Annotated in this window: 18 protein-coding genes; 6 read left to right on the plus strand and 12 right to left on the minus strand. The window is 66.9% G+C overall.

The features are described 5' to 3' along the window. Positions 1-35: 35 nt before the first annotated feature. The gene (locus OG474_RS09150) at positions 36-6,323 is read right to left on the minus strand and encodes an RHS repeat-associated core domain-containing protein (protein ID WP_405061796.1); all 6,288 of its coding nucleotides are present in this window, start codon (positions 6,321-6,323) and stop codon (positions 36-38) included. 203 nt (positions 6,324-6,526) lie between these two features. Between OG474_RS09150 and OG474_RS09155 the strand changes: the two genes are divergently transcribed. The 4 genes from OG474_RS09155 to OG474_RS09170 all read left to right on the plus strand — a co-directional run bounded on the left by OG474_RS09155 (position 6,527) and on the right by OG474_RS09170 (position 15,054). Continuing rightward, a complete protein-coding gene (locus OG474_RS09155; RefSeq protein WP_405061797.1) occupies positions 6,527-10,552 on the plus strand; it encodes an RICIN domain-containing protein in 4,026 nt (1,341 codons plus the stop codon). 85 nt (positions 10,553-10,637) lie between these two features. After that, a complete protein-coding gene (locus OG474_RS09160; RefSeq protein ID WP_405061798.1) occupies positions 10,638-11,378 on the plus strand; it encodes an SDR family NAD(P)-dependent oxidoreductase in 741 nt (246 codons plus the stop codon). An 81-nt stretch (positions 11,379-11,459) separates the two neighbouring features. Continuing rightward, the gene (locus OG474_RS09165; protein WP_405061799.1) at positions 11,460-12,461 is read left to right on the plus strand and encodes a LacI family DNA-binding transcriptional regulator; all 1,002 of its coding nucleotides are present in this window, start codon (positions 11,460-11,462) and stop codon (positions 12,459-12,461) included. A 208-nt stretch (positions 12,462-12,669) separates the two neighbouring features. Next, positions 12,670-15,054, plus strand: a complete 2,385-nt coding sequence (locus OG474_RS09170) for a glycogen debranching protein (RefSeq protein ID WP_405061800.1) — start codon at positions 12,670-12,672, stop codon at positions 15,052-15,054. Between the two features lie 363 nt (positions 15,055-15,417). Here the strand turns inward: OG474_RS09170 and OG474_RS09175 are convergent, their stop codons facing one another. Genes OG474_RS09175 through OG474_RS09185 form a run of 3 tightly spaced genes read right to left on the minus strand, consistent with a single transcriptional unit; the run spans position 15,418 to position 17,458 of the window. Continuing rightward, positions 15,418-16,188, minus strand: coding sequence for a hypothetical protein (locus OG474_RS09175; protein ID WP_405061801.1), 771 nt, complete (start codon positions 16,186-16,188; stop codon positions 15,418-15,420). Beyond that, a complete protein-coding gene (locus tag OG474_RS09180; protein WP_405061802.1) occupies positions 16,185-17,099 on the minus strand; it encodes an ATP-binding cassette domain-containing protein in 915 nt (304 codons plus the stop codon). The genes OG474_RS09175 and OG474_RS09180 overlap by 4 nt, the downstream gene beginning before the upstream one ends. Then, complete coding sequence (locus tag OG474_RS09185; protein ID WP_405061803.1) at positions 17,099-17,458, minus strand: GntR family transcriptional regulator; 360 nt, start codon at positions 17,456-17,458, stop codon at positions 17,099-17,101. The genes OG474_RS09180 and OG474_RS09185 overlap by 1 nt, the downstream gene beginning before the upstream one ends. Positions 17,459-17,598: 140 nt before the next feature. Here OG474_RS09185 and OG474_RS09190 point away from each other — a divergent pair, with 140 nt between their 5' ends. After that, positions 17,599-17,772, plus strand: a complete 174-nt coding sequence (locus OG474_RS09190) for a hypothetical protein (RefSeq protein ID WP_405061804.1) — start codon at positions 17,599-17,601, stop codon at positions 17,770-17,772. Here OG474_RS09190 and OG474_RS09195 read toward each other — a convergent pair. From OG474_RS09195 to OG474_RS09230, 8 genes are all read right to left on the minus strand, one after another. Then, positions 17,769-18,443, minus strand: coding sequence for a GPP34 family phosphoprotein (locus tag OG474_RS09195; protein WP_405061805.1), 675 nt, complete (start codon positions 18,441-18,443; stop codon positions 17,769-17,771). The genes OG474_RS09190 and OG474_RS09195 overlap by 4 nt on opposite strands. Then, positions 18,436-18,663, minus strand: coding sequence for a hypothetical protein (locus OG474_RS09200; protein WP_405061806.1), 228 nt, complete (start codon positions 18,661-18,663; stop codon positions 18,436-18,438). The genes OG474_RS09195 and OG474_RS09200 overlap by 8 nt, the downstream gene beginning before the upstream one ends. 9 nt (positions 18,664-18,672) lie before the next feature. After that, on the minus strand, positions 18,673-19,584 hold the full coding sequence (locus OG474_RS09205) for an SPFH domain-containing protein (protein WP_405061807.1): 912 nt from the start codon (positions 19,582-19,584) through the stop codon (positions 18,673-18,675). Positions 19,585-19,903: 319 nt separating this feature from the next. Then, a complete protein-coding gene (locus tag OG474_RS09210; RefSeq protein WP_405061808.1) occupies positions 19,904-20,593 on the minus strand; it encodes an aminotransferase class IV in 690 nt (229 codons plus the stop codon). A 10-nt stretch (positions 20,594-20,603) separates the two neighbouring features. Next, positions 20,604-21,938, minus strand: coding sequence for an aminodeoxychorismate synthase component I (gene pabB / locus OG474_RS09215; protein ID WP_405061809.1), 1,335 nt, complete (start codon positions 21,936-21,938; stop codon positions 20,604-20,606). 72 nt (positions 21,939-22,010) lie between these two features. After that, positions 22,011-22,787, minus strand: coding sequence for a class I SAM-dependent methyltransferase (locus OG474_RS09220; protein ID WP_405061810.1), 777 nt, complete (start codon positions 22,785-22,787; stop codon positions 22,011-22,013). A gap of 72 nt (positions 22,788-22,859) precedes the next feature. Further along, entirely contained in the window at positions 22,860-23,564 is a 705-nt protein-coding gene (locus tag OG474_RS09225) for a metal-dependent transcriptional regulator (protein WP_405061811.1), read from the minus strand. Positions 23,565-23,607: 43 nt separating this feature from the next. Continuing rightward, on the minus strand, positions 23,608-23,901 hold the full coding sequence (locus OG474_RS09230; protein ID WP_405061813.1) for a hypothetical protein: 294 nt from the start codon (positions 23,899-23,901) through the stop codon (positions 23,608-23,610). A gap of 50 nt (positions 23,902-23,951) precedes the next feature. Between OG474_RS09230 and OG474_RS09235 the strand changes: the two genes are divergently transcribed. Beyond that, on the plus strand, positions 23,952-25,253 hold the full coding sequence (locus OG474_RS09235) for a cryptochrome/photolyase family protein (RefSeq protein WP_405061814.1): 1,302 nt from the start codon (positions 23,952-23,954) through the stop codon (positions 25,251-25,253). Positions 25,254-25,304: the final 51 nt, after the last annotated feature.

Raw genomic sequence — 25,304 nt, forward strand, 5'->3', positions numbered from 1 at the left:
GGAGGAGGCGCCGGCCCTGCTGGTTCACCGCTGGGTCAGTGACCGAAGAACGGCCCGAACAGCGGACCCCACTTGTCGATGTTCTTGAGGACGCCGACCGCCGCGCCCGTCGCGATCATGCTCCAGAGGGCGACCTGGCCCGCTTTGCCGGACCCGGCTCCGATCGCGCTGAAGTCGTTCGATTCGGCGTCGAACTTCGGCTTGATGTTCTTCAGGCCTTCCTCGGCGTGGCTGCGGGTCTTGGACGGATCGATCCTGCCCTTGATGAACTCGTCCCAGGTCTTGGCATAGTCGGCCTCTCCGGCCTTGTCCAGGTCCCGGGGAGTCTTCTTGCTGCCGTCGTCGAAGAGCTTACGGAGCTTCTCCTTGTCCTCTTTCTCCTGCTTGCCCCGCGGCTGCTTGTCGGTCTTGCCGGGCTTGTCCGGCTTGTCGGGTTTGTCGGGTTTGTTGGGCTTGTCCGGCTTCTGAGGCTTGGTCGGCTCGGGATCTTTACCCTTGTCCGGCTTCGGGTCGGGTTTGTCGATCCACTCCCACCGGATCTCCATCCGCTGGACGGTGATCCACTCCTCGATCCGTTGCTTGAGCCAGTATCTGAACTCGATATATGTCGTCACCAGGAAGGTCACGAATTTGACGATGGTCTTCCAGGAGAAGAAGTCCCAGAAAGATTGCGGGACCTCGACGGTGACGGCTTCGGTGATCGCCTCCACGATCTTCATCAGCAAATAGAAGATGATCACCAGGCAGATGAGCTGGATCGCGATCACAGCGAGGGCGACGAGCGTCAAGAACCGGCCGTCGGAGTCGTCCATGCTGACCGGGTTGTTGTTCGCGTAGGAGTAGCCGTTGAGCTGCTGGGGTTTCTCCGGGTCGATCACTGGATCGATCGAGATGAAGCGCCCGATGCTCGGGTCGTACTCACGGGCGCCGAGATGGATCAGATTCGTGTCGGCGTCGTCGGTTCCACCCTGGTAGCCCAACTGCCCCGGCCACTGGGCCGGCGCCGCGCCACGCAATTCGCCGTACGGGAGGCTGCGTCGGCGCTGGACCGCCTGGGTGGCGGTGTCGTCGATCGCGATCGTCGGGGTGCCGTGGATGTCGGTGAGCAGCCAGCTCAGTTTGCCACCGGTTCGGACCGCGACGACGGAGTTGTTGAAGCTGTAGTAACGCGTACCGGTCAGGGTCTTTCCATCCGGTGCGAGCCGCAGCTCCGTCTCTCCCACCGTGAGAGTGGTACCCGTCGAGTCTCTGCGGAGCAGCCGGTTGCCATCGGCGTCGTAGATCGCGGAGGAGGTTGTCTTGCCACCCTTGGACGTACTGCTGAGATGACCTTGCGCGTCCCAGTTCATGGTCTCGGTCACGCCGGCCTCGGTCGTGCTGTTCAGTCCGCCCACAGCGTCGTACCCGAAGGTCTTGCTGGTGCTACCCGTCGGGGCTGTGGTGGTGACCTTCGTCAGCTGCCGCGGCCTGGAGCCGGCAGTGCTGCCGTACTCGTAGTTGCTTGTCGTCGTGCCGGCCGGTGTGACGGTCTGCTCGCTCTGTCGGTTGCCGAGCTTGTCCAGCGTCCACTTCTGCCAGTACGGCGCTGGGCCGCCGAGACTGGCCGAATTCGGGGCCGCGGTGCAGTCGCCGGCGGTGTTACCGGCTCCCGGTTTCGGTGCCCAGGCCTCGGTAAGCCTGCGCAGACTGTCGTAGTTGAAGCATTGAGTGTCTGTCTGCTCGGTACTACTGGCCGACGGGGTATCGGTGATCTTGGTGATGTTGCCGGCGGGGTCGTAGTCGTAGGCGAGGTCGGAGACCCGTCGAGGTGACGCCTGCTTGTCGGTGATGACGCGGGACAAGCGCCGGGTGACGGTGTCGTGTTCGAACGTCTGCTGCACCCACTTGCCGGTGGTGGTACCCAACGTCATCAGCATCGGCTCGTCGAAGGGCGTGTACTCCGTGTCGCGGACGTAGCTGTCGGCTCCCTTCAAGCTGGTGGCCAACGACCGATCGTCGTACCCCACAGTGAGGGTCTCCGCGGGCAGATCACCGAGAGCAGGCAGGGACCGGGTTTTGATCCCGCCCGTCGCCGTATACGTCTGCCCGATCGTGTAGGTACCGGCCAGTGCTCCTTCGGACGAGGGCAACGTCACGCTGACCCCGGTCGGACGGGTCGAGGCGTCGTACCCCGTAATGGCCGTGGTGTAAGGCTTTCCGTCGACGTACTGGGTGGCGGAGCTCAGTTGCCCCGTCACCACCTTGTCGTAGATCCAGCTGGAGACGGGCGTCGAGCCGGAGGCGGTGACCTGCTGCGTCGACGTCTTCCGCCCGAGGTTGTCGTAGGTGTAGGTCAGTTTGACGCCGTTGGCATCGGTGCTCGACGCCAGTTGGTCGGCACGGTCGTAGGTGTAGGTCGTGACTCCCCGGTCGGGGTCGCTCTCCTTGATCTTGCGGCCCTGCGGGTCGTACTCGTAGCTCCAGACGTTCATCGCGGGGTCGGTGACGGTCTTCAGCTTCCCCGACGGCCAGTAGCTGTAGGTCGTCTTGTTGTAGTCCGTGCCGGTCGGATGGGCACCCGCGTACTCACGGAGCTCGGTCAGCCTGCCCAACGAGTCGGACAGACGCATGGTGGGTGTTTCGCCGGCGGGCGGGTCTATGCTCTGCCGGTTCGACGTCACGTCGTGGTTGATCCGCCACTTCTCCTGGCCGGCGGAGTTGAAGATCTGCGCGGTCGGCCGATCGGCCTCGTCGTAGCGCGTCACTTCCTGCTTCGGCAGCGAGTCCTCGTTGACGATCGCGAGCTCCTTCTCGGCGATGGCGTCGGTGTAGTACGGGCCGTTGAGCTTCACGACGTGCCCGCGGGAGTCGTAGCGGTGGTCCGTGATCAGCCAGCCGCCACCGGAGGCGGGGGTCTGGGTCTGCCGGATCCGCTGCAACCCGTCGTAGAGCTCGTACTTCAGGTCTATGGCGCCGTCGTCGAGGCGGGTCTTGGTGGTGACGACCGAGGCGCCGTTGTCACGCAGCAGGTACTCGTACTCCACGTCCGCCGGGCTGGTGGCCTTCGGATGCCCGGGGCCCCAGGACTTCGCGAGCCGGCCGAACGCGTCCAGCGATCGGGCGATCGTCGTACCGTCCGCCTTGGTCTGGGCGACGGGCTGGCCGAAGGCAGGCTCGAACTGGGTGGTCATCTCCTGGCCGTTCGGCGCGACATCGACCGATTGCGTGACCGGTCCGTACGCCGGGCTGACGATCGTGCGGGTGGTGTGGTTCAGCCCGTTGGTGACGCTGATCCTGCGGCCGATGTCGTCGAAGGTGGCCGTGTACTCGGTCTCGTACTTCTCCTTGCCCGCGGTGTCGAACCCGGTCAGCCGATCGACCCGGGTGACCTGGCCTCGGCTGGGTGTCGCGGTCGTGCTGCCGGCGTCGTCGTAGTACAGCCTGTCGTCACTGATCACGTCGGCGGGCGTCCAGGCCGCGCCACATGGCTTCGAGACGATCTGTTCGCGCGTCGGGAGGTTCAGCAGACCCTTCGCCGGGTTCTCGACGTACTCGTACCGGCGGCAGGTGTCATCGGCGGTGGTGCTGACATCGTTCTTCTCCTCCTTGGCGGTCAGCCGCCCGGTCGCATTGTCGACGACGTTGCGGCTACCGGTGACGAGGTTGCCGTTGTCGGTACTCCGGAACTGCTTGTTCTCCTCGTCGCCCGATCTCCGGGCGGTCAGCGTGCCCCAGGGTTGGGTCATCGACGCGGTCGGTGCGGACAGCCAGTAGTTGGTGATGGTCTTGTCGACGATCGCTCCGGTCGTCGGCGCCCCGTCGTACTTGATCCGCTCCCGGGTCTTGCCGGCGAACTCGTTCACGTCCGGTACCGAAGTGTTCGTCGAGTCGGTCAGGTTGACCTTCTTCGTCTCCGAACCGGAGGCACTCTTGCGGTCACCGTCCATGCCCCGGTAGAAGAGGCTGTCGGTGACCGTCTTGGTCTCGCCCTCCTTCCCCTTGGTCAGCCGGACCTTGCTGTACCCACGCCACTGGGACCAGGTCGATTCCTTGAGGTCCGTGCCCGCGTCCTGCTCCTCGAACCGCCACGCCGGCTTGTCGAGATACTGGACGTTCGTGACAACGGGGACGGGGGCCTGCCACGGATCGCTCGCGCTGACCGTGCGATCCGTCTCGGAGACGGTCTTGACCACGTACTTGTGGAAGTAGTCCTCGCGTTCGGCGGCGCCTGGTGGCGTCCATTTCTGGGGCCGGCAGCGCTTGTCGTTGGCTTCGGCCGCGGGCCTGTCGCTCGGGAGGCATTCGATGCCGTCGTAGGTGACGCTCAGATCTCCACCCGTGCCGTAGTGGACCGCATTGATCCGGAACCATTCCAGCGGCGGAATCGAGTCGCTACCGGAGTCGACCCGGTTGGCGCCTGGTACGCCGTCGAAGTTGGTCTCCTGGAGCTGCTGGGGCTGGCCGCCGGTGTAGCCGGTCGGAGTGATGCCCTCCAGCCACAGCGACGGACTCGTGTTGTCACCACGGACGTACTCCTGCCGCAACGTCCAGGACTTCACGTCCTGGAACGAGGAGGTGCTCGCCCGCCAGACCTTCGTGGTGATCTTCTGCAATCGCTGCTGGGTCCAGAAGGTCGGTGTGTAGTGGTTGTCGCAGTTCGTGGTGCTCTGGCAGTTCATGTCCCAGGGCGTGTCCGGATAGCTGGCCGGCTTGTCCGGACCGCAAGGCTCCGGAGTACAGCGCTCGGTGGTGTCGAACTGCACCTGCCCGACAGCCTTCTGGCTGAAGACCTGGCCGTCACGCTGGCCGTACTCGATCCGCTTCAGGTGTCCCGCCCGGACGTACGGGCTGACCGCGGTGGCGACCCGTGCCCGCGCGTAGTTTCCGTACTCCGTGTCGTAGAACATGCTCATCGTGTTGCCGTTGCGATCCACGACGTAGTCGAGGTTCCAGCGATACGCCTGCTGGCACCAGGAGGCCGCGAAGGTCGGCTTGTTGCACTGCTCACCCGCCTGGTTGCCGAAGATCGGCGCGGTCCAGGCCGACTTCGTCTCCTCCTTGCCGCTGCTCCAGCCGGGCAGCCGGTTGAGGCCGAAGTAGAACTTGGTGCCGTCGGTACCGGTCATCACCCAGTACTCGCCCTTTTCGGACGCGGCGATGCCGTCGTCGCCGTTGACCGCGCCGTACTTGTGCTCGACCAACGATCCGTCGTCGCCACGGACCCGCCAGACCTCGCCGCTGGAGTCTCGGTGATCCAGTACCAGCGAGCCGGACTTACCGGCCATCGAGACGTTCACGGTGTCACCGGCGAAACAGAGGTCCCCCGTGTCGTCCTTGGGATTGTTGCCGCCGGCCTTGTCCTTGGCACAGCTCTTGTTGCGCCGCTCGATCGCACCGCCGGCACTGAGATCGAATCCCTGGCCGACCACCGAGGTCTGGTTGTTGGTGGCGGAGGACAGACCGTCCAGGCCGCCGGACGAGTACTGCAGGGACAGATCCGGCTGTGGGCCGCCGATCCCAGGTGGCGTGTCCATCGGCAGGGACCATTCGAAGTTGCCCGACGAGCCGCCGATCTCCCAGGTGGCCGCACCGCCACTGAGATCGGAGCGCTTGTAGTCGCCGGCTCCGCTGGAGTCGCCGGCAACGACGAACAAGCCGGCCGCCTGGGCCGAGACAGGCACGTCCGCGGACAGTTCGCCGGAACCGTTGTTCTTGGTCGGAATCACCTTCGAGGTGCAGCCGGCCGACGTACAGACCGGTGATGTGACGATTCGGAGCCGGTTGGCCCAGTCGCCGCCGAAGGTGTCACGGAAGTCCTGATACTTGATGCCCAGCTTCACCCTCCCCGTCTGGGCCAGCCCGTCGGTCCGCTGGATCTTCAGGGCCAGCGCATCACCTTGCCGGCCGAGCGACTCGACCTTGACCTTGGCCGGTACTTCGGCTGCGCTGATCGCACCGCCCTTTGCCTTCTGCTGCCGCGCGGCGTCGCTCGGCGCGACCCACACCGGAAGCTCGCTCGCTGTCGTCCGTAATGCCTGCAGGTCAAGGGACTTGGTCGGTTGGGGAACGGTCAGCTCCGCACTGCCCGGTCCCGGCCACCGCTGTTTCGGAGAACCGGTGAGGAGGCGCGACTGGGCCTGATCAGGTGGTCGCGGTTCGGCCTTGGCCGCCCTGGTCTTGAGCGGTTTGTCCTTCTGGATCTTGATCTTGGGGTCGGGCTTGGTGGCCGCGGCCACACTCATCCCTTGTTGCTGGGCGCCGAGCAGTAGCGCGATTCCAAGGCCGGCGGCGATGCCGACCTGCAGGCGTCTCCGGAAGCGGTGGTAAGGGGGACGGGGGGACATCGATACCTCCAGGGCGAGAAGGATCTTCCACCGGAAGTACACCTCGGATCGCCCCCCTCCGAGCGCTCTTCCACCCTGCTCAAAATGCCTGTTCGGCCCTGCACTAAATGCCTGTTCCACGGCCGTCGAAAGGTCTGCCCCGCACAGGTCTGCGTGTCATCGTGAGCGCGAGAGCAGCGTGGTGCCGACAGTGAGGTGGAGACATGCGGGTGCGACGACCATTACTGACGGGCGCTCTGATCATGGCGTTGATGGTGCCCGCTGTCCCGGGTAGTTCGCAGCCACCGGCGCCGGGGCCCACACCGACTCCGCCGGCCGCCAAAGCTGACTCGCAGACCAGTCCGATGGCCAAGGCCGTCCAGACCGGCCAGCGGGTCGAGCTGACCGGGGAGCGGACCGAAACCAGCCAGACCTATGCGAATCCCGACGGCACCAAGACCCTCGAGCAGCATCCCGCTCCGGTCCGGGTCCGGCGTGGTACCCAGTGGATCGCCCCGGACCCAACGTTGCGTAAGGCAACGGCAGGGACCGTGGTGCCGGCCGCCACGGTATCGCCGATCACCTTGTCCGGTGGCGGTTCCAGCCCGCTGGTGACCATCGGCAAGCCTGGTGCGAGCCTGCAACTCGGCTGGGCCGGACGGTTACCGACGCCACACCTCAAGGGCGCCACCGCGACGTACGGCGAGGTTCTGCCGGGCGTCGATCTCCAGGTGACGGTCGGAGTGGACGGGTTCTCCCACCTGCTGGTGGTGAAGAACCGCGAAGCCGCACTGAACCCCGCACTGCGGAAGCTGCGCTATCCGGTCCGGCTGGACGGGCTGACCCTGAAGGTCGGCGCGAATGGCACCAGCACGGCGGCGGACAAGTCCGGCCGGGCTGTCTTCACCGCCGCAACGGCGATGATGTGGGACACCCCCGTCGGCGCGAAGGTCCCGAAGCAGGCGAGGGTCGGCCTTACGCTTGCCAAGGGCAAGGAATTGGTGCTCACTCCGGACATGGCGATGCTGACTGACCCGGCGGCCAGGTTCCCGCTGACGATCGACCCGTCCTTCAGCGGCCCGATGGTTCGCTGGCTGCACGTCAACTCCAACATGGGGAATCAGGACGGCTGGGGATACGACACCGGCAACGGCGGCGCCAAGGTCGGTCTGGCCTGGCGTGACACCTCCAATCTCTACCGCTCCCTGTTCGTGCTGGGCACCACCAGCGGCGCGATGTCGATCGGTGGCGCCACGATCATCGACGCCACCTTCAGGATCACGCTGGATCATTCCCCCACCGGTACGGCGACCCCGGTGGAGCTGTGGCAGCTGCCTGAGCTCAAGCGGACCGACTACCTGAACTGGGCCACGACCGGGAACTACTGGTTGAACAGGCTGGACACCAGGAGCGGCAACGCCTGGACCGGTCATCAACCGGACCAGCTGATGGAGTTCAACTCCACCGCCCTGAAAGCCCTCGTCCAGACCGCCGCCGACAACCGCGCGCCGACGGTCTCGCTCGGCCTCAAAGCGGAGAACGAGAACCTCGAGTCCCAGTGGAAGAAGTTCTATCCGGACTCGGCCACCTTGGCGATCAAGTACAACAGCACCCCGCGAACGCCCAAGGGTCTCACCCTCAGCCGGCCTCGTCCCTGTGGCACCGCGGCGGCGCCGACCCGGATCGGTACCGCCACACCGCAGTTCGCTGCCGTGGGCAACGATCCGGACGTCGGCGACAACCTGGTGAACACACTCCAGATCCGTGACACGTCCGGCGGGGTCGTCTACCAGGACGCGCTCGACCCGGTTGCCAGCGGCGCCGCCTTCTCCTGGCCCGAGGTCCCCGCCGGCAAGCTGACCCCAGGCGTGGCTTACCGGTATCGGGCGTTCACCGCGGATGCGATCGCCACCGGTGCGGCGACCCCGGACTGCTACTTCGTGGTGGACTCGGTCGCACCCACGACGCCGGTGATCCAGTCCACGGACTTCCCCGACGGTGAAGAGGGCCTCAAGAAGGCCAACGAGACCGGCTCGGTGAAGTTCCTGCCGGGCGGCGGCGACACCGACGTGGCCGAGTACGCCTACGGCTTCCTGAAAGACAAGCTGACCATGGTGGTGAAGGCCGGCGCCGACGGCACCGCCACCGTTCCCATCACGATCCCGCCGAACCCGCAGACCCAGGTCCCGTCGCTCAACCTGTATGTGAAGGCCGTCGACCAAGCCGGCAAGGAGAGCGCGATCCGGCCGCTGTGGAAGATGTACGCGCAGGACCCGGTCGGGGATCCGCCGAAGGTCCGAGGCGATGCGAACGGCGACGGGCTGGCCGACGTCACCTCGTTGTTCGACCTCGGTTTCGGCCGGACCACGGCCTGGAACTTCATCTCGAAGGGCGGCACCGGCTTCCACACCGGCGTGATCGGCTGGGACACCCAGGAGGGTGGTGGCTTCTCGCTCTATCGAACCCGTTCGGTGCAAGGCGATCTGAACGGCGACGGCCGGACCGACCTGGCGGTGTTCCGCGAAGGCGCCGGGCGTCAGGTCTGGCTGTACAAGGTCCTCTCCGACGGAAATCGGTACGACTCCGGGGTCGCCGTCTGGACCAGCAGAGCGAACTCCTGGCCGCTGAGCACGGCCAGGGTGGTCTCCGGCGATGTGGACCACGACGGCAAGGACGACATCGTCGTACAGAACGCCGGTACCGCGAACAACTGGCAGGCACTGGTCTTCCGGGCGGCCGACAACTTCGCCACCCCCGTCACCTGGGCTCAGGCCGCCACCGGCAGCAACTGGTCGCAGAGCGCACCACTACTAGCTGACGTTGACGGCGACGGCCGGTCCGACTTGGTCAGCATGCGCAATCTGACCGGCTGCCGAACGGCGATCGACGTCTACAGATCAACCGGTACGGCGTTCGCCGCGGCGAACACGGTCTACGACTCCGGCGCCGGCGCCTACTGCTGGGAACGCAGCAAGCCGGTCGTCGCGGATCCCGACGGCGATGGCAAGGACGACATCGTCGCGCTCTACGAGTACGCCGCCAACGATGCCGGGCTGACCGTCTTCCGCTCCACCGGCACGACCTTCACGCCTTCGTCGTGGTGGCGCAAGGCCGGCGACCTCGATCTCTCGAAAGCGACTCTGAGCGCGGGTGACTTCGACGGCGATCACCGCGACGACGCGGCGATCGTCTACGCCGGCGGCTCGGTCGGAGATCGTCAGATCTACACCTACCACTCGACCGGCACCACCTTCGCCGACAAGGCCCTCGGCTGGTCCGGCCCGGTGGGTGCGGTCACCGGACCGAAGTTCGACATCGAGAATCGCCAGTACGAACTGGTGAACCGCAACAGCGGGCGGTGTCTCAACGTCGAGGGCGCCACCGCGGACAACGGTTCGAAGTACATCCAGTACCAGTGTGGAGCGGTCGACCTGAACGCCCGCTTCCGGGTCGTGCCGATCCCCGGCACCGACCAGTACAGTCTCCGGCCCGCTCACACCGCCGTTGGCGACGGCCCGGTGAAATGCGCGGACGTACTGAATGCCGACACAGCTGACGGCGCGCCGGTGATCCAGTACCTGTGCGGCGGTGGCACCGGAGACCCCTTCGCGCATCAGCAGATGACTGTCGACTACGTCGACGGGAGCTCCTACGACACCGTGGTCCAGTTGCGATTCGCGCACAGCGGCAAATGCGCGACGGTGAAGGACGCCGGAACCGCCGACCTGGTGCCGGTGGTCCAGCAGACCTGCGGCCAGGTCAGCAATCAGCAGTGGATCCTTCGCCCGGCCTACAACACGGTCCAGCTCGGCGGGAACGGCACGGCGCGCTACCGGGTCGAGGCCGCGACCAGTAACACGAAGGTGCTCGACGTCATCGACTGCGAGGACACCGATCCGGGACGGGTCCGAATGTGGAACTGGGTCCCCGGCAGCCCTTGTCAGGCATGGCAGTTGCAGAGCCTCGGCGACGACGTCTACAAGATCATCGACCCGGACAACGGCAAGGCTCTCGACGTCGACGGCTGTTCCAAGGTCCCGAAGGGACAGATCCAGGTCTTCAGCAGCAACGATTCCGAGTGCCAGAAGTGGCGGATCGAACCGACCCCCGGTGGCAGCTTCAGTGTCCTCGCCGTCAGCACCGGTCTTGCTCTCGACGTCCTCGAGTGCAACCCCGCGGAGGGCACCAGGCTGATCACCTGGTTCTACCACGGCGGCGCCTGTCAAAGATGGTTCTTCAAGCAGCCCTGAGACCAGTTATGGCGGGAATGCGACGGCAGGTCCTCGCGTCGTATTCCCGCCGGAACCCGGGGCGTCGATCGCTTGAAGTAGAGCCATGAACGCATTGATGAACAAGTTTGCTCTGGTTACTGGTGGCAGCCGTGGGATTGGCGCTGCCACCGTGCTTGCCCTTGCTGAGGCGGGGGCCGATGTCGCCTTTACCTACAACAGTTCCGCCGACGCGGGGGCGACTGTGGTGAAGGAGGTTGAGCGCCTCGGGCGTCGTGGTTTCGCGATCGAAGCCGACGCTGCGGATGCCACCGTGGTGGCGAATGCGGTCCGGGAGGCTCATAGGTCGCTCGGTGGGCTGGACATCCTGGTGAACAACGCCGGGATGGGCGCGATCGGCCCGATCGACGGCTTCACGTTGGACGACGTCGACCGTGCGCTGGCGATCAATATCCGAGCCGTGTACGCCGCTTGCCAGGCGGCCGCGCCGCTCGTGTCCGACGGTGGGCGGCTGATCCATCTGGGCAGCTGCGCCGCCGCTCGGGTGACCGGGCCGGGGATGACGTTGTACGCGATGACGAAGGCCGCGCTGGTCGGGCTCAGCAAGGGGCTGGCCCGCGAGTTCGGCGTACGGCAGATCACGTCGAACGTCGTACAGCCTGGTCCGATCGACACCGACATGAATCCTGCGGACGGCCCGTACGCCGATCCGCAGCTTGCCCACCTGGCCCTCGACCGTTTCGGCGCCCCGGCCGAGGTGGCGGCCGCCATCACCTACCTGGCCGGGCCGCACGCCGCCTACATCACCGGAACCGAACTGACCATCGACGGCGGTCACGCGGCCTGATCGCCGAGGCGTTGACACGGGGTGCGAGCGGAGGCAGACTGCGGGTGGTTTTAACGTTCAAAACGTCCGCGGGAGGTTGCGGTGGCAACGCTCAAGCAGGTCGCCGCGCATGCGGAGGTCTCGGTGCAGACGGTGTCGAACGCGTTGAACGCACCACATCGGCTGCGGCCGGACACGCTCGCGCGGGTGAACCGGTCGATCGAGCTGCTCAACTACCGGCCCAATCGTAACGCCCGGAGCCTGCGGACAAGCGCGGTCGAGCTGATCGGGTACTGCGTTCCGAGCTGGCCGCACCGGACGCACCTCGTGATGGACCAGTTCTTGCACGCATTGTGTGCCGCCGCGGAGAGTACGGGGCGGCACATTCTGCTGTTCACCGCGCCGCCCGGTGTCGAGGGCATGCCCGTGTACGACGATCTGCATGCGCGGCGGCTGGTGGACGGGTTCGTGCTGTCGCAGACGGAGACGCGGGATCCGCGGCACGGATGGCTGAAGGAGAAGACGATCCCGTTCGTGTCGTTCGGGCGGGTGTGGAAGGAGAGCACGCAGCCGGGGCCGTGGGTGGATGTCGATGGTGCGGCTGGCTCCGGGCTCGCGGTTCGGCACCTGCACGAGACCGGTCGGCGCCGGATCGCGTTCATCGGCTGGCCGAAGACGTCCGGTCTGGCCGAGGATCGCTTGGAGGGCTGGCGAGCTGCGTGTGAATCGCTCGGCCTGCCGACGAGCGGGTTGGCTGTGCACTGCCCCGAGGACACCCTCGACGAAGGTGCGCGTGCGGCGGCCGCGTTGCTGGACGGACCGCAACCGCCCGACGGAATCGTTGCCTTGAGCGACGTTCTGGCGCTCGGCGCACTCCGCGAACTCACCCGCCGCGGCCTCAGACCTGGCATCGACCTCGGCGTCACCGGCTTCGACGACTCCCCCTTGGCCGACGTCGTCTCCCCCGGCCTCACCAGCCTGCGCCAACCGATGGACGACATCGCCGCCGAGCTGATCACCATCCTCACCCAGCCACCCGCAGGCACTGTCGAACGCCTGCTGCTCCCCGAACTAGTCGTCAGAGGCAGCACAGCCCCTGGCTGATCCGGTGCCCGACCGCGCCGGGAAAAGGAGGACCGCCATGACTCGCCGATTACCGGGCCTGACAGTGCTTGTGGTCACAGCGCTGCTGGCAGGAACAGCTACTGCCGCTGCGGGTACACCAATTCCACAGCCATCTCCCCATGAGCTCTCCGAGAGCAGTCGGCTGGCTGATCGGCGGTCGTTGGTGGTGGGGGATCGGGCTTATGCGATGGGGGACGAGAGCGGCCTCTACCCGGCGACCGGGTGGCACATTCGGGGGGAGATGGGTGGGTTCTGGACGCAGCCGATCAAGGTGCTGGACGGGTTGTGGTTCGGGCTCGACGGACAGTGGTTGGGCAAGGACGTGGCGGCAGCGAAGTACACGAGCGGCCACGGGTACAGCAGGATCGACTACTCCGGTGCCGTGCAGGTACGGCGTACCGACTTCGTTCCTGATGGGGTCCGGGCGACCGTCGTCGGGTTGACGCTCAGTTCGGCAACTGCGAAGACGGTCAGCCTCGATGTCGACGCGCATTCGGAGTTGATGTCGTCGTACCCGTGGGGCTGGACGACGCCGAGCGCGGCCGACGCGAACCTCGCCGACACCGGGAGCTACGGCAACGGCGCGCTGCGGTTCCGCGAGCAGAACACCAGCCACGACTACGCGGCGTACGTCGGATCGTCCCTGCGTCCGACGAACCACGCGCTCGGTCCGAACCACCGTGGTCCGCAAGACCCCGCCGTGATCTGCCCAGCCGACGGTACGACGCCTGCCCGTTGCGACGATTCGCTGGTCGGCAAGGGCACCGGTGGACGGCTCACGTACGACGTCGTACTGAAGCCCGGTCGTGAGCAGACGATCTGGTTCGCGGTCGCCGGGTCTGATGACGGCCCGGCCGCTGCTCAGCGCGAATACGATCGCGCGCTCAGCAGCCCAGGAAAACTGTTGCAGGCAAAGGATTCCGCAAGGCGGCAGATCGACCAGCAGTCTGCGGTGGACCTGCCTGGTGACCGGCTACTGCAGCAGAGTGTCGAGTGGAGCAAGCAGAATCTGGCCGACTCCGTCCAGGAAGCACGCAATCTGAAGATCCGCGACGTCAACGAGGGCAAGGACTACCCGGCCCCGGTCGGCACCGTTGAGACCGCGCGCTGGTTCGGCGCCGGCTTCCCGGACTATCCATGGCTCTTCGCGACAGACGGCGAGTACACGTCGTACGCCGCCGTCGCGGCCGGCCAGTTCGACACCGTCAAGGCGCATCTCAAGTCGCTGCGGGACATCAGCGATCTGCTCAACGCCCGCAGTGGCAAGGTCGCGCACGAGATCATCCCGACCGGTGACGTGTACTTCGGCTCCAACCAGAGCGCCGGCAACACCGACGAGACCGTGAAGTTCCCCAGCATCGTGGCGCTGCTCTGGCGGTGGACCGGCGACGACCGGTTCCGCGACGAGTTCTACGACTTCAGCGTCCGCAACCTGCAGTACGTCTATCGCGAACTCGACCAGGACCACGACGGTTGGCCCGAAGGACTCGCGAACGTCGAACGCTCCGGCATGGGCGCGGAGAAGCTCGACAGCACCGTCTACCTCGCCCGCGGTCTACGCGATCTCGCCGACCTGGCCGCCTCCAAGCACGACCGCAAGGTCCAGCAATGGGCGACGGCCAGAGCACAAGATCTCGAGAATCGTTTCGAGGCACAGTGGTGGGTCCCCCAGGCTCTCGGGTACGCCGATTCGGTCGACGATCCCGCGGATCCGGCCAACGACAACACCCCGATCTTCCAACGGCACTGGACCGGCGTGACCCCGATGGAGGCCGAGCTGGTCCGCCCCGGCAAGCCGACCTCGCCGCTCGCGTCACCCGAACACGCCGCGACTGCACTCACCCAACGCGAGACGCCTTGCTACACAGGCGAATTCGGCCTGTTCCACACCGGCACCGGCCGGACTTCCGATCCCGCCGGCAACCCCGGTGCGTCCTGTGATCCGGTCGTCTCCCAGGTGAAGAGTGAGCGCAGCATCTTCTCCCTCAACACCTCGATCATGGCCGTTGCTGAAGGCAACTACGGCCGCCTCGGCGCGAACCAGCAGCAGGTCTACACCACCGGCAACGCACGGATCCAGCTGGACCCGAAGGTCTGGGAGACCCCCGGTGCGATGCCGGAGATCGCGCCCTCACCGGACTCCGCGGCCAACATCGGCCGGCCGTTCTACGATCGCTCGATGACGCTGCAGGCCTGGGGCACGTACGGCATCCTCTGGCCGGTGATCCACCAGCAGCTCGGCGTCGATCCGGATCTCGGGCACGGCCGCGTCGCCGTCGTACCGCAGCTGCCGGCCGGTCAGCCGAAGGTGGCCGGGAGCAACATCCGGCTCGGTCGCGGTTCGATCGATGTCACCGCACGCCTTACTGGTAAGGAGTTGCGGACCGATCTCAAGGTGCACCACCTCAAGGCGGACTTCACCGTCGGTGCGGTGCTCCCAGCTGGCGCGAAGCTCAACAATGTAACGCTCAACGGCCGAGCGACGCCGTACCGGCTCGTCACGACCTCGCGCGGCACCGAGGTGCACGTGACAGCTCGCGCCTCGGCGGCCGTGCGGATCGTGCTCGCCTGACATATCGAGACGGAGGGGTCCCATTCGACAGAAGTGGGGCCCCTCCGAGTATGAGTCGGAGGGGCCCCAACAAGCTGAAGGAAGGTGACGTCTCCAGCCTCCCGAACGAAGCCGTGGGACCGGCAGACCCCGTCACCGGTCTACCTCAGTGGGGATCCCCACCGCTCGGGTCCTCGGTTCCCGTTCGACCCGCCGCTCCTCGAGAGAACAGCGTGTCGACATTTCTACCGCCGCCGACGGCGGTCGCACAACCCTTTCCAGACAACAGTTCTCACGATCTCGCGACTCTCTGCGTGTCGTCCACAGTGAGCACGCAACCATCCACAGAACGCACCCGAGTTATGCACATGCCCTGTGCATAAGTCAGCCCTTCGCCGGTTTCAGCGGCATCGGTTGCAGTATGCGATGACCGGCGTACAGACCGAGTGCGGACACCACGACCACCACCGGTACGGCGATCGCCAGCGACGGACGGTGATAGCCGAGCTCGGACAGCGGTCCACCCAGCCACTGCGACACCAGCAGGAACTCGGTCGCCGCGGCCGGCAGCAGCGAGACCGGGACCATCGCCAGCCCACGCCAGAAACCGAGCCGGTAGAAGGTGACACCGAGCAACCACCCCGTTGCCTCGTGCGAGACGACCAGCAGCGCGAACTCGGCGAAGATCAGCCCGATCTGCGACGTACTGGTGAACAGGTGCCGGTTCTCCATCGTCTGCGACCAGCCCTGCCAGTCGTAGACGAAGCGCTCGATCTGGTAGCCGACCACCCACAGGACCGCGGTGAGCAACGCGGCGACGGTCAAGAAGATGCTCGCGGCAACCGAGAACATCCGTCGGGTGACGCCTTGGGCGACCATCGCGGTGATGTACGTCGGGACGATACTGATGCCGACCGCCATCGAGAAGTACTTCGGCGACTGGGTCCCGTAGTCCCAGATGCTGTGCCCGGTGCCGTCGGTGAGGAACTGCACGATCAGACCGCCGGCCATGAAGGCGATCAGCATCACGGCCCAGTAGACGAGCAGCATCGGGCGCGAGCCCACCTGCATCGCCGTCAGCACGCGGCGGAGCCGTAGACCGTTGGTGACGCCGGGCGGCAGGGCCGCGGTACGGTCAGCTACTGCGGAGCTCATGAGCGGGTTCCCTTCGGCGCCGGAGCGGTGAGATGAACGAAGAGGTCCTGCAGACCGACCGGTGCGATCTCCAGACCGGCCGACACGGCCTGCCCGAGCAGCGCCGGATCGAGATCGCCGAGGACCGTGGCGGACTTGGTGCCGCCGAGCTTCTCCTCGGCCAGCACGGTCAACCCGGCGGTGAACTCATCGACCGTTGCGGCCGGACCGACGATCGCGGCGCCGCGACCACGTAAGGCGTCCACCGGCGACTGCGTGACGAGCCGGCCGTTGTCGAGGATCACCACGTCCTCCAGCAACGCGCTCACCTCGTTGACCAGGTGCGTCGAGAGCACGATCGTCCGGGGCACTTCGGTGTAGTCGGCGAGCAAGGCGTCGTAGAACGCTTGGCGGGACGGAACATCCATCCCGAGATAGGTCTCGTCGAAGATGGTCAGCGGGGCCCGGCTCGCCAGGCCGAGGACGACCGCGAGGGCGGACTTCTTACCACGGCTGAGCTTCTGCATCCGCTTGTTGGTCGGCACCTCGAAGCGGTCGAGCAGCTCACCGGCCAGGTCGGCGTTCCAGTAGGGGCGCAGGCTCGCGGCCAGCAGGAGAGCGTGCCGGACCTGGAGGCCGTCGGCCACATCGCCAGACTCGCGGATCAGGCAGATCCGGCTGGTGACAACCGCGTTCTCGTACGGCGCGAGCGGCGTACCGAGGCCTGCGCCGTCGATCAGCACCTGGCCTTCGTCCGGTCGCCGGAACCCGGCCAGGACCGCGGCGAGTGTGCTCTTGCCGGAGCCGTTGCGGCCGAGCAGGCCGTGGATCTTGCCCGGTGCCAGCCGCAGATCCAGCCGGTCGAGCGCCGGTGTGCCGTTGAACCGGACCGACAGGTTCTCGGTGTGCACCGAGAGGGCGGTGTCTGCCATCACGAGTCTCCGTACTTGCGGATGTGCTGAATGATGTCGCGCAGCGGCACCCCGATGGCCTTGGCCTCACGGATCATCGGATCCACCACGTCGGCGAAGAACCCGTCCTGGCGGCCGGAGCGCAGCAGCTCGCGGGCATTCGGGCTGACGAACATCCCGATCCCCCGCTTCTTGTAGAGCACGCCTTCGTCGACCAGTTGCGCGAACCCCTTCGCCGCGGTGGCCGGGTTGATCCGGTAGAAGGCGGCGTACTGGTTCGTCGACATCACCTGCTCGTCCTCGGCGAGGGCGCCGGTGACGATGTCGTTCTTGATCTGCTCCGCGATCTGCAGGTAGATCGGGCTGCGTTCGTCGAACATCACGGCCTCCCTTCGGACTACTAGGTTCTTAGGTTCATTACTTGACCAACGAACCATAGCACCACAGTGGGCGCTCAGGTCAATTGCGATTCCGGTACGACGCCCCGGGTGCGGCCTGCCTGACCATTACCGTCGGCCTCATGAACGCTTACGAGAACGATCTGCAGGCGGCCAAGCACTTCGCAGAGCAGGCAGCGACCACGGCCGCCAAGCTGAAGGCCGGAACCTACGACTCGGTCGCGGCACTCGCGCTCACCTCGATCGCGCACAGCCTCAGCGTGCTGGCCGCGCGCTCGGCCGCGCCGCAGGACTAACCCGCGGCCGCTGCCGCGTTGGCCTGGATGGACTTCTTCAGGGCCGGGATCACTGGGCCGACGCGAACCGCCAGCTGGGCAAGGCGATCCTTGTGCCGGCGCTGGAGCTCTTTGGGGATGATCGTGCGCAGGTCCGCGGTCGACGCCAGTACGGCGAGGGACGCGTCGCGGAGGTCCACCCGCGTCACGAGTCGCGACGGCCGCAGTATGTCGGTGGTGCTTTGCAGCAACTGACGTCGTACCAGCGGGTGACGGATGGTGATGCGATCGGCCGGGATCAGACCGAGGATCCGGTACCGCTCGACCTTGATCAGTTGGGTCCGGGCGAGGTCGTCGCGTACGTCCCGGACGATCTGGCGCTGACGACGGTCGACCCAGGTCCGCCATTTGCGCGGACCCGTCGTACGGATCTCGGTGAGGACGCCGGCCAGGACCTCGTCCTTGGGCGCTGCGGCCTTGGTGAGTTTGGCGCGGCCGTCGTCGTCGGCGAGGTTTCCGCGGAGCTGCAGGTCGATCAGTGCGGCGGACCGCAGCACCTTGCCGAGCTTCGACCGACCGGCCAGGCGGCCCTTCGCGGGATCGTAAGCCAGTAAGAACATCCGCGCTGTCAGCGCCTCCGGCGGTGCGGCCGGGCCGACCCGCGGCGGCCGCTTGGGGAGCGTTCTACTCATCATCTGCCCACTCATCATTGACAGTCTCCTTGGCTGGGCGGCCGGGCCGCCGGATCTTGCCGACGCCGGACGGGAGCCGGCCGGCGTCGGCCAGCGCCCGCCGTAGCAGAAACTCGATCTGGGCGTTGGCGCTGCGCAGGTCGTCGGCCGCCCACCGGGCCAGCGCGTCGTGCACCGCGGGATCCAGCCGGAGCAGGATCTTCTTACGTTCGGCAGCCATGACGGCCGCTCACTGGTAGAGCGAACCGGCGTTGACCACAGGCTGCGCGTCGCGGTCACCACACAGCACCACGAGCAGGTTGCTGACCATGGTCGCCTTCCGCTCCTCGTCGAGCTCGACCACGTTGTGCTCCGACAGCCGATCCAGCGCCAGCTCGACCATGCCGACCGCGCCCTCGACGATCCGCTGCCGCGCCGCGACCACCGCACCGGCCTGCTGACGACGCAACATCGCCTGCGCGATCTCGGGTGCGTAAGCGAGGTGCGTGATCCGCGACTCGATCACATGCACACCGGCCGCCTGGACGCGCGCCCCGATCTCGGTCGACAGGGTCTCGGTGATCTCGTCCGTGCTGTCCCGCAACGACATTCCGCCCTCGTCGGTGTGCACGTCGTACGGATAGCTGTTGGCGATGTGCCGGACCGCGGTCTCGGTCTGGATCGCCACGAACTCGACGAAGTCGTCCACCTCGAACATCGCCTGCGCGGTGTCCTCGACCTGCCAGACCACGACCGCCGCGATCTCGATCGGGTTGCCGTCGGCATCGTTGACCTTGGCAACGGCTGTCTCGTGGTTGCGGATCCGGGTGGAGACCTCGCGCCGGGTGGCGATCGGATTCACCCACCGCAGTCCGTCGGTGCGGAGCGTCCCGGCGTACCGACCGAGGATCTGCAGCACCCGCGCCCGCCCCGGCTGCACCGGGGTCAACCCCGCCGCCAGAATCGCGCCGACCACGAACGCGACCACCCCGAGGGCGATCGCCACTCCACTCCCGTTGGCGGCTCCCAGCGAGAACACCAAGATGCCCCCGACCACCAGCACGAACGAACCGCCCGCCATCGGCCACCCGTTCACCTCAGCCGCGACCCGCTCGGTCACCTTCGGCTTCGGCATCTCCACAACACCCTCGACCTCAATCATTCCCTGCTCCTCTCGTCTATCGCAAAGGTAGCAAAGTGATATCACATTTGCAACAGTGGCCAGCGGGCGCGGACCTGCACCACTGACCAACCCGCCCAAACGCCACCCAGCCCGGCATCCCTGAGCGCAAACCGGCCACCCCGCCAAGAGTTAGTCAGTGCTGGCGGTCCGCCCGCCTCCACCCCATCCCCCAACTGGGCGGGGGCCGGGGCGTGTTAGCCGGCGGATTTTCGTCGCCGGGCACCCAAAATCCACCGGATAGCGCGATACCCCCAGCCCGCGCCGGTCACCGGGCGAGTGCCGCTCGAAACCCTCGCTGTTAGAGGGGGGTGGTTAGGGCGGTTAGGTGGGATTGCCAGGTTTGGGTGGGGGTGTTGGGGAGGGGGTCTATGGGGGAGTCGTTCCAGGCGTGGATGGGGCGGATGCCGTGGAGGGCGTTGAGGAGCCAGGTTTCGGTGGCGGCCAGGTCGGTGGGGGTTCGGGGGTGTTCGGCTACCTGGACGCCTTGGGTTGCGGCGATTTGGCGGAGGAGGGCGGCTGTTACCGACGGGAGGAGGGGGCGGTTGGCGGGTGGGAAGCAGAGGGTTTCGCCTTCCCACCAAGCGATCGCCGAGTACGCCGCTTCCAGGACAGTGCCATCGGCATCGAGCAGGATGAGTTCGTCGGCCCGGTGGGGGGCGGCTGCTTTGAGTTTGCCGAGGAGGTCCAGGTCGGGGCCTTTGACGCGGGGAGCGGTTCGGGGGTCGGGGCCCTCGTGGACTGCCACCCGGGCTCGGCCGCCGGTGGTGGGGGCCGGCCGGCGTTGGACCGTCAGCTCACCGGTGTCGTGCAACTCGAAGCGTGGGAACCAGCGGCCGACGCTGGGCAGGCGCGGCACCTGCTGCTCCCAGAAGGGGGCCGCGTCGACACCGACCGCCGCACATGAACCGACAAAGCGATCGCGGTGCAGGTCGATCCCCCGCACGGCACCATCGACCACCAGGAACGAGTCCGCTACCTGCAATCCCATCTCCACCCCTTTACCTGGCGCCGACCGTAGCCGTTGCCTTGAGCACCATTTCTTCGTACTCGGCCACCGGGTCGGAGTCGAGCACGATCGCTCCCCCGGCGCCGATCACCGTGCTGTCCGGCGTGAGGACCGCCGTACGGATCACCACGCTGAGGTCCGCGCGACCGTCCACCGTGAGGTAGCCGAGGGCACCTGAGTAGACGCCTCGCGCGCTCAGCTCGAGCTCGTCGAGCAGCTCCATCGTGCGGAGCTTCGGCGCCCCCGTCATCGAACCCGGCGGAAAGCAGGCCCGGACCGCGTCAAGCGCCGAGACGTCGGAGCGGAGCCGGCCGCGGACCGTGGTGACGAGTTGGTGGACGGTGCGGTAGCTCTCGACCTGCATCAGCTGCGGTACCTGCACGGTTCCGGGTTCGCTGACCCGGCCGAGGTCGTTGCGGATCAGGTCGACGATCATCAGGTTCTCGGCGCGCGTCTTCTCGTCCTCGGCGAGCGCCCTCGCCGCCACCTGGTCCTGGAACGGATCCAGGTCCCGCGGTGCCGTCCCCTTGATCGGCCGACACTCGGCCCACCCGTCCGCGTCGACAGTGAGGAAACGCTCCGGCGACGAGCTCGCCACCGCCAGGTCGCCGTACCGGAGAAAGGCCGCGTACGGCGCTGGGTTCGTGGCGCGCTGCCAGCAGAAGAACTCGAACGGGTCGGGGACCGGTGGGAGCCGGACCCGGTTGGTCAGACAGACCTCGTACGTCTCGCCCGCCTCGAGCGCGGCCATGCAGCGGGCGATCGCGGCCAGGTACGCCGGTCGGTCGAGTTCGAGATGGGCTTCCAGATCGAGGCCGGCGATCGCCGGCCGGACCACCTCGGTCATCGACCAGTCGGCCGCTGCGCGCTCGGCGCGATCCAGCCAGGCCGTCTCTTGGCCGATGGCAACCAACAGGGTGAGATCCCGGTCGTGGTCGATCACGACGAAACGGTCCGCCCAGATCCACAACGCGTCCGGCGTCGGCGCCTGGTGAGCCGCCGTACCGCCGGTGAGGGACTTCAGTTCGTAGCCGAAGTATCCGACGTACCCGCCGCTGAAGTAGCCGTCGAGAACCGCCGGTGGCTCACCAACGCGCCCAGCGAGCAACGACGACAGCTCGGCGAACACGTCTCCGTCGGCGGCGTTCCGGGCCAGGACGTCCGATCCGGTTCCGAGGACTGAGACTCGGCGGGCGGCGCGGTCGGTCAGGCTGCCGTCGAGCCAGAACGCGACCGGCTCAGCGGCCAGCAGCTCACGGTAGACCGTCTCACCGTCGAGCGCCCGATCCACGGTCCGCACGGACCAGGTCAACGCAGCAGCACCCACAGGCACACGCTACTTCCCCGCGGGCCCAGGCAGACAGCTGACTCATCAGGCGGTCAGCTCAACCGGCCCAACTCAACCGGTCAGGGCCACCTTGCCGCGCATCGCCGTGATCCGGCGGATCGGGATCGCGACCTCGAGCCCGTCCTTTGCCTCCGCCCGGTCCGCGAGCCACTCGGCCGCGGTCTCCCGGCGGGCGTCCGGCGTACCGGGCAGGTAGACCGCGTTCACCAGCCGGCGGGCGTCGTCCGCGGTGCGGATCGTGTAGACGTACCGCTCGCGCTGGCTCTCCATCACGTCGAACCCGGCGTGCCGCAGCTTCTCCTTCAGCTCGGTGATCTCCCCACCGGCCGGGAACTGCGGCGTCGACCGGAGTCGCGTGGTCAGCCCGCTCAGCGTGCGGATGTCACCTCGCCGCAGCGGTCGCACGGCCGGGACGATCGCCGCGAGTACCCCGCCGCGGCGCAGGACCCGCGCGGCCTCGGCCAGTACGTCGGGGAGCGGCTGGAGCACCATCAGACCCATCGAACACGTGACGACGTCGAAGACCTCGTTCGCGAACGGGAGGTGCAGGGCATCGGCCTGGACCTTCGGGCCGGGCGCGCCGGCGAGCTGGGCGGCGTTGTTGTCGACTCCGACCACCCACCGCCCGTACAGCTCTCGGGCGACCGGGCCGTTACCGCAGGCTAGGTCGAGGACGCGCCGGGCCTCGCCGGAGACAGCTCGGACAAGCCACCGGTACGGCGTATGGTCGCCGGCGACGGCGCGGGACAACAGGGCTTCGGTGCTGCCCGGGGCCGCGGTGTGGAACTCCCGCAGGTACTCCGGCCAGTCGATGACGTTTTCGGACATTTCAGCGAGACGGTACCCGCTGAGCACTCGTCGTACCGCATCGAGTGCTCAGCGTTAACGCAGCCTTGACGGTCAGACGAGGCTCACGAAGATGTGGCCGGCCGTCTCGTCACTGATCACGCCGCCGGCTTCGCGGCTGCCGACCAGCACGCCCTCGGCGTCGAGGGCCGAGTCGACCTCGCGGCCCGGCAGCGCGCCGGCCTTGCGCAGGACGGACATCGCGTTGTCGTCGGTCTGCACCGGCTCGGCGATCCGTCGTACCAGCACGCGGACGCTCTGGCCGGTGGCCTGGTCGAGCACCTTGTCCAGCGGCTCGACGCCGATCCGGAAGTCCTCGATCCCGCTGGCCTGGCCGTCGGTGAGCAACTCCTCCAGACCCGGGATCGGGTTGCCGTACGGCGACTCGGTCGGGTTGTCGAGGATCTTGAGCAGCCGCAGCTCGACCGCGTCGCTCATCACGTGCTCCCAGCGGCAGGCCTCGGCGTGCACGTCCTCCCACTCGAGCCCGATCACGTCGACCAGCAGCCGCTCGGCCAGCCGGTGCTTCCGCATCACCCGGACAGCCTGCTTACGGCCGACGTCGGTGAGCTCGAGGTGCCGGTCACCCTCGACCGTCACCAACCCGTCGCGCTCCATCCGCGCCACCGTCTGACTGACCGTGGGCCCGGACTGGTGCAACCGTTCGGCGATCCGCGCGCGCAGCGGCAGGATGCCTTCTTCCTCGAGTTCGTAGACGGTCCGCAGGTACATCTCCGTGGTATCGATCAGCTCGCTCACGACAACCATTGTCGCCTATGAAGGCAAGTCGGACGTGCAGGGACTAGTTCGTGCCGTACCAGAAGTACCAGCCGGTGCTGGAGCTGTAGGTCGCCCAGTGGCATGACTGGACGCCGTAGCCCTTGCGGACCATGTCGTTGCGCATCATGTTGCACTGCGACTGGTAGCGGTGCGGGCCTTTGAGGCATACGTGTTTCCAGGGGTTGCCGCTGGGCTCGTAGTGGCAGTTGTCCGCGGCGGAGGCGGTCTCCGGGCCGGTCACGGCGACGACGGCGGTGAGTCCACCGGCGGCCAGGGTCGCGGCGGCCAGTGCTCCGAGCAACTTCTTCTTGTTCATGGCGACCATCAAACGACCGTTCGCTTTCAGATCACTGTCAGGATGGGTCGATGAGTACTTCGGTGATGTGGTTCCGGCGTGATCTGCGGCTGACTGACAACCCGGCGCTGCTGGATGCGGTGGCTGCGGGTGACGGGAACGTCCTCGGGGTGTTCGTGGTCGATCCCCTGCTGTGGAAGCGATCTGGCGATCCCCGGCGTGAGCATCTCGCCGCGTCGCTCAGAGCGTTGTCGACGGCCATGAGCGGCCGCCTGGTGATCCGCAGCGGCGATCCGGTCGCCGAGATCCCCCGACTCGCGGCCGAGGTCGAGGCCGTGAGTGTCCACGTCAGCGCGGACTACGCGCCGTACGGGCAGAAGCGCGATCAAGAAGTTGAAGCCTCATTGAACTGTCCGCTGGTGACCACAGGTTCGCCCTACGCGATCGCTCCGGGCCGGATCTTCAACCAGCAGGATCGCCCGTACCAGGTGTTCACGCCGTACTTCCGCGCCTGGCTCGAGCACGGCTGGCGGCAGCCGGTCGAGGCCCCGGCCAACGTGCACTGGGTCACGGCCGACAGCGAAGACGTGCCACCAGGCGAGACGGCGGGCGCCGGTGAGGACGCGGCGCGCCAGCACTGGGAGACCTACCTCGACGATGTCGCCGAGTACGACGACGTCCGCGACCGGCCCGATCTCGACAGCACGTCGCGGATGTCGATCCCGTTGAAATGGGGCGAGATCCATCCGCGCACGATGCTGGCCGACCTCGCCCGCAAGCGCAGTCAGGGCGCGGACTCGTACCGGCGTGAGCTTGCCTGGCGGGAGTTCTGCGCCGACCTGCTCGCCCGCCATCCGCAGGCGGCCTGGAAGCCGCTCCGGCCGGAGTTCGAGAAGATGCAGTACGACGAGCCTGGCGACCAGCTGACCGCTTGGCAGGAAGGCCGGACCGGCTACCCGATCGTCGACGCCGGGATGCGGCAGCTCGCGGGTGAGGGGTTCATGCACAACCGCGTCCGGATGATCGTCGCGTCGTTCCTCGTCAAGGATCTTCAGGTGCACTGGAAGTACGGCGCGCGCTGGTTCATGCGGTCCCTGTACGACGGTGACCTCGCCTCGAACTCGCTCAACTGGCAATGGGTGGCCGGCTGCGGCGCGGACGCGTCGCCGTACTTCCGGATCTTCAACCCGAACACGCAAGGCCTGAAGTTCGATCCGAAGGGCGAGTACGTGCGGCGGTGGGTCCCCGAGCTTCGCCACCTCGACGGCAAGGCGGTCCACGAGGGCGGCGCCGACGGCTACCCGGAGCCGATCGTCGACCACGCCGAGGCCCGTCGCGAAGCACTCCGGCGGTACGAAGCGATCAAAGCTTGACTGCGGCTTGACTGACGCTCGACCCCCACCCCTATAGTACTAGGTAACTAG

It is taken from the genome of Kribbella sp. NBC_01505, assembly GCF_045040285.1.
In the GTDB taxonomy this organism is placed as follows: domain Bacteria; phylum Actinomycetota; class Actinomycetes; order Propionibacteriales; family Kribbellaceae; genus Kribbella.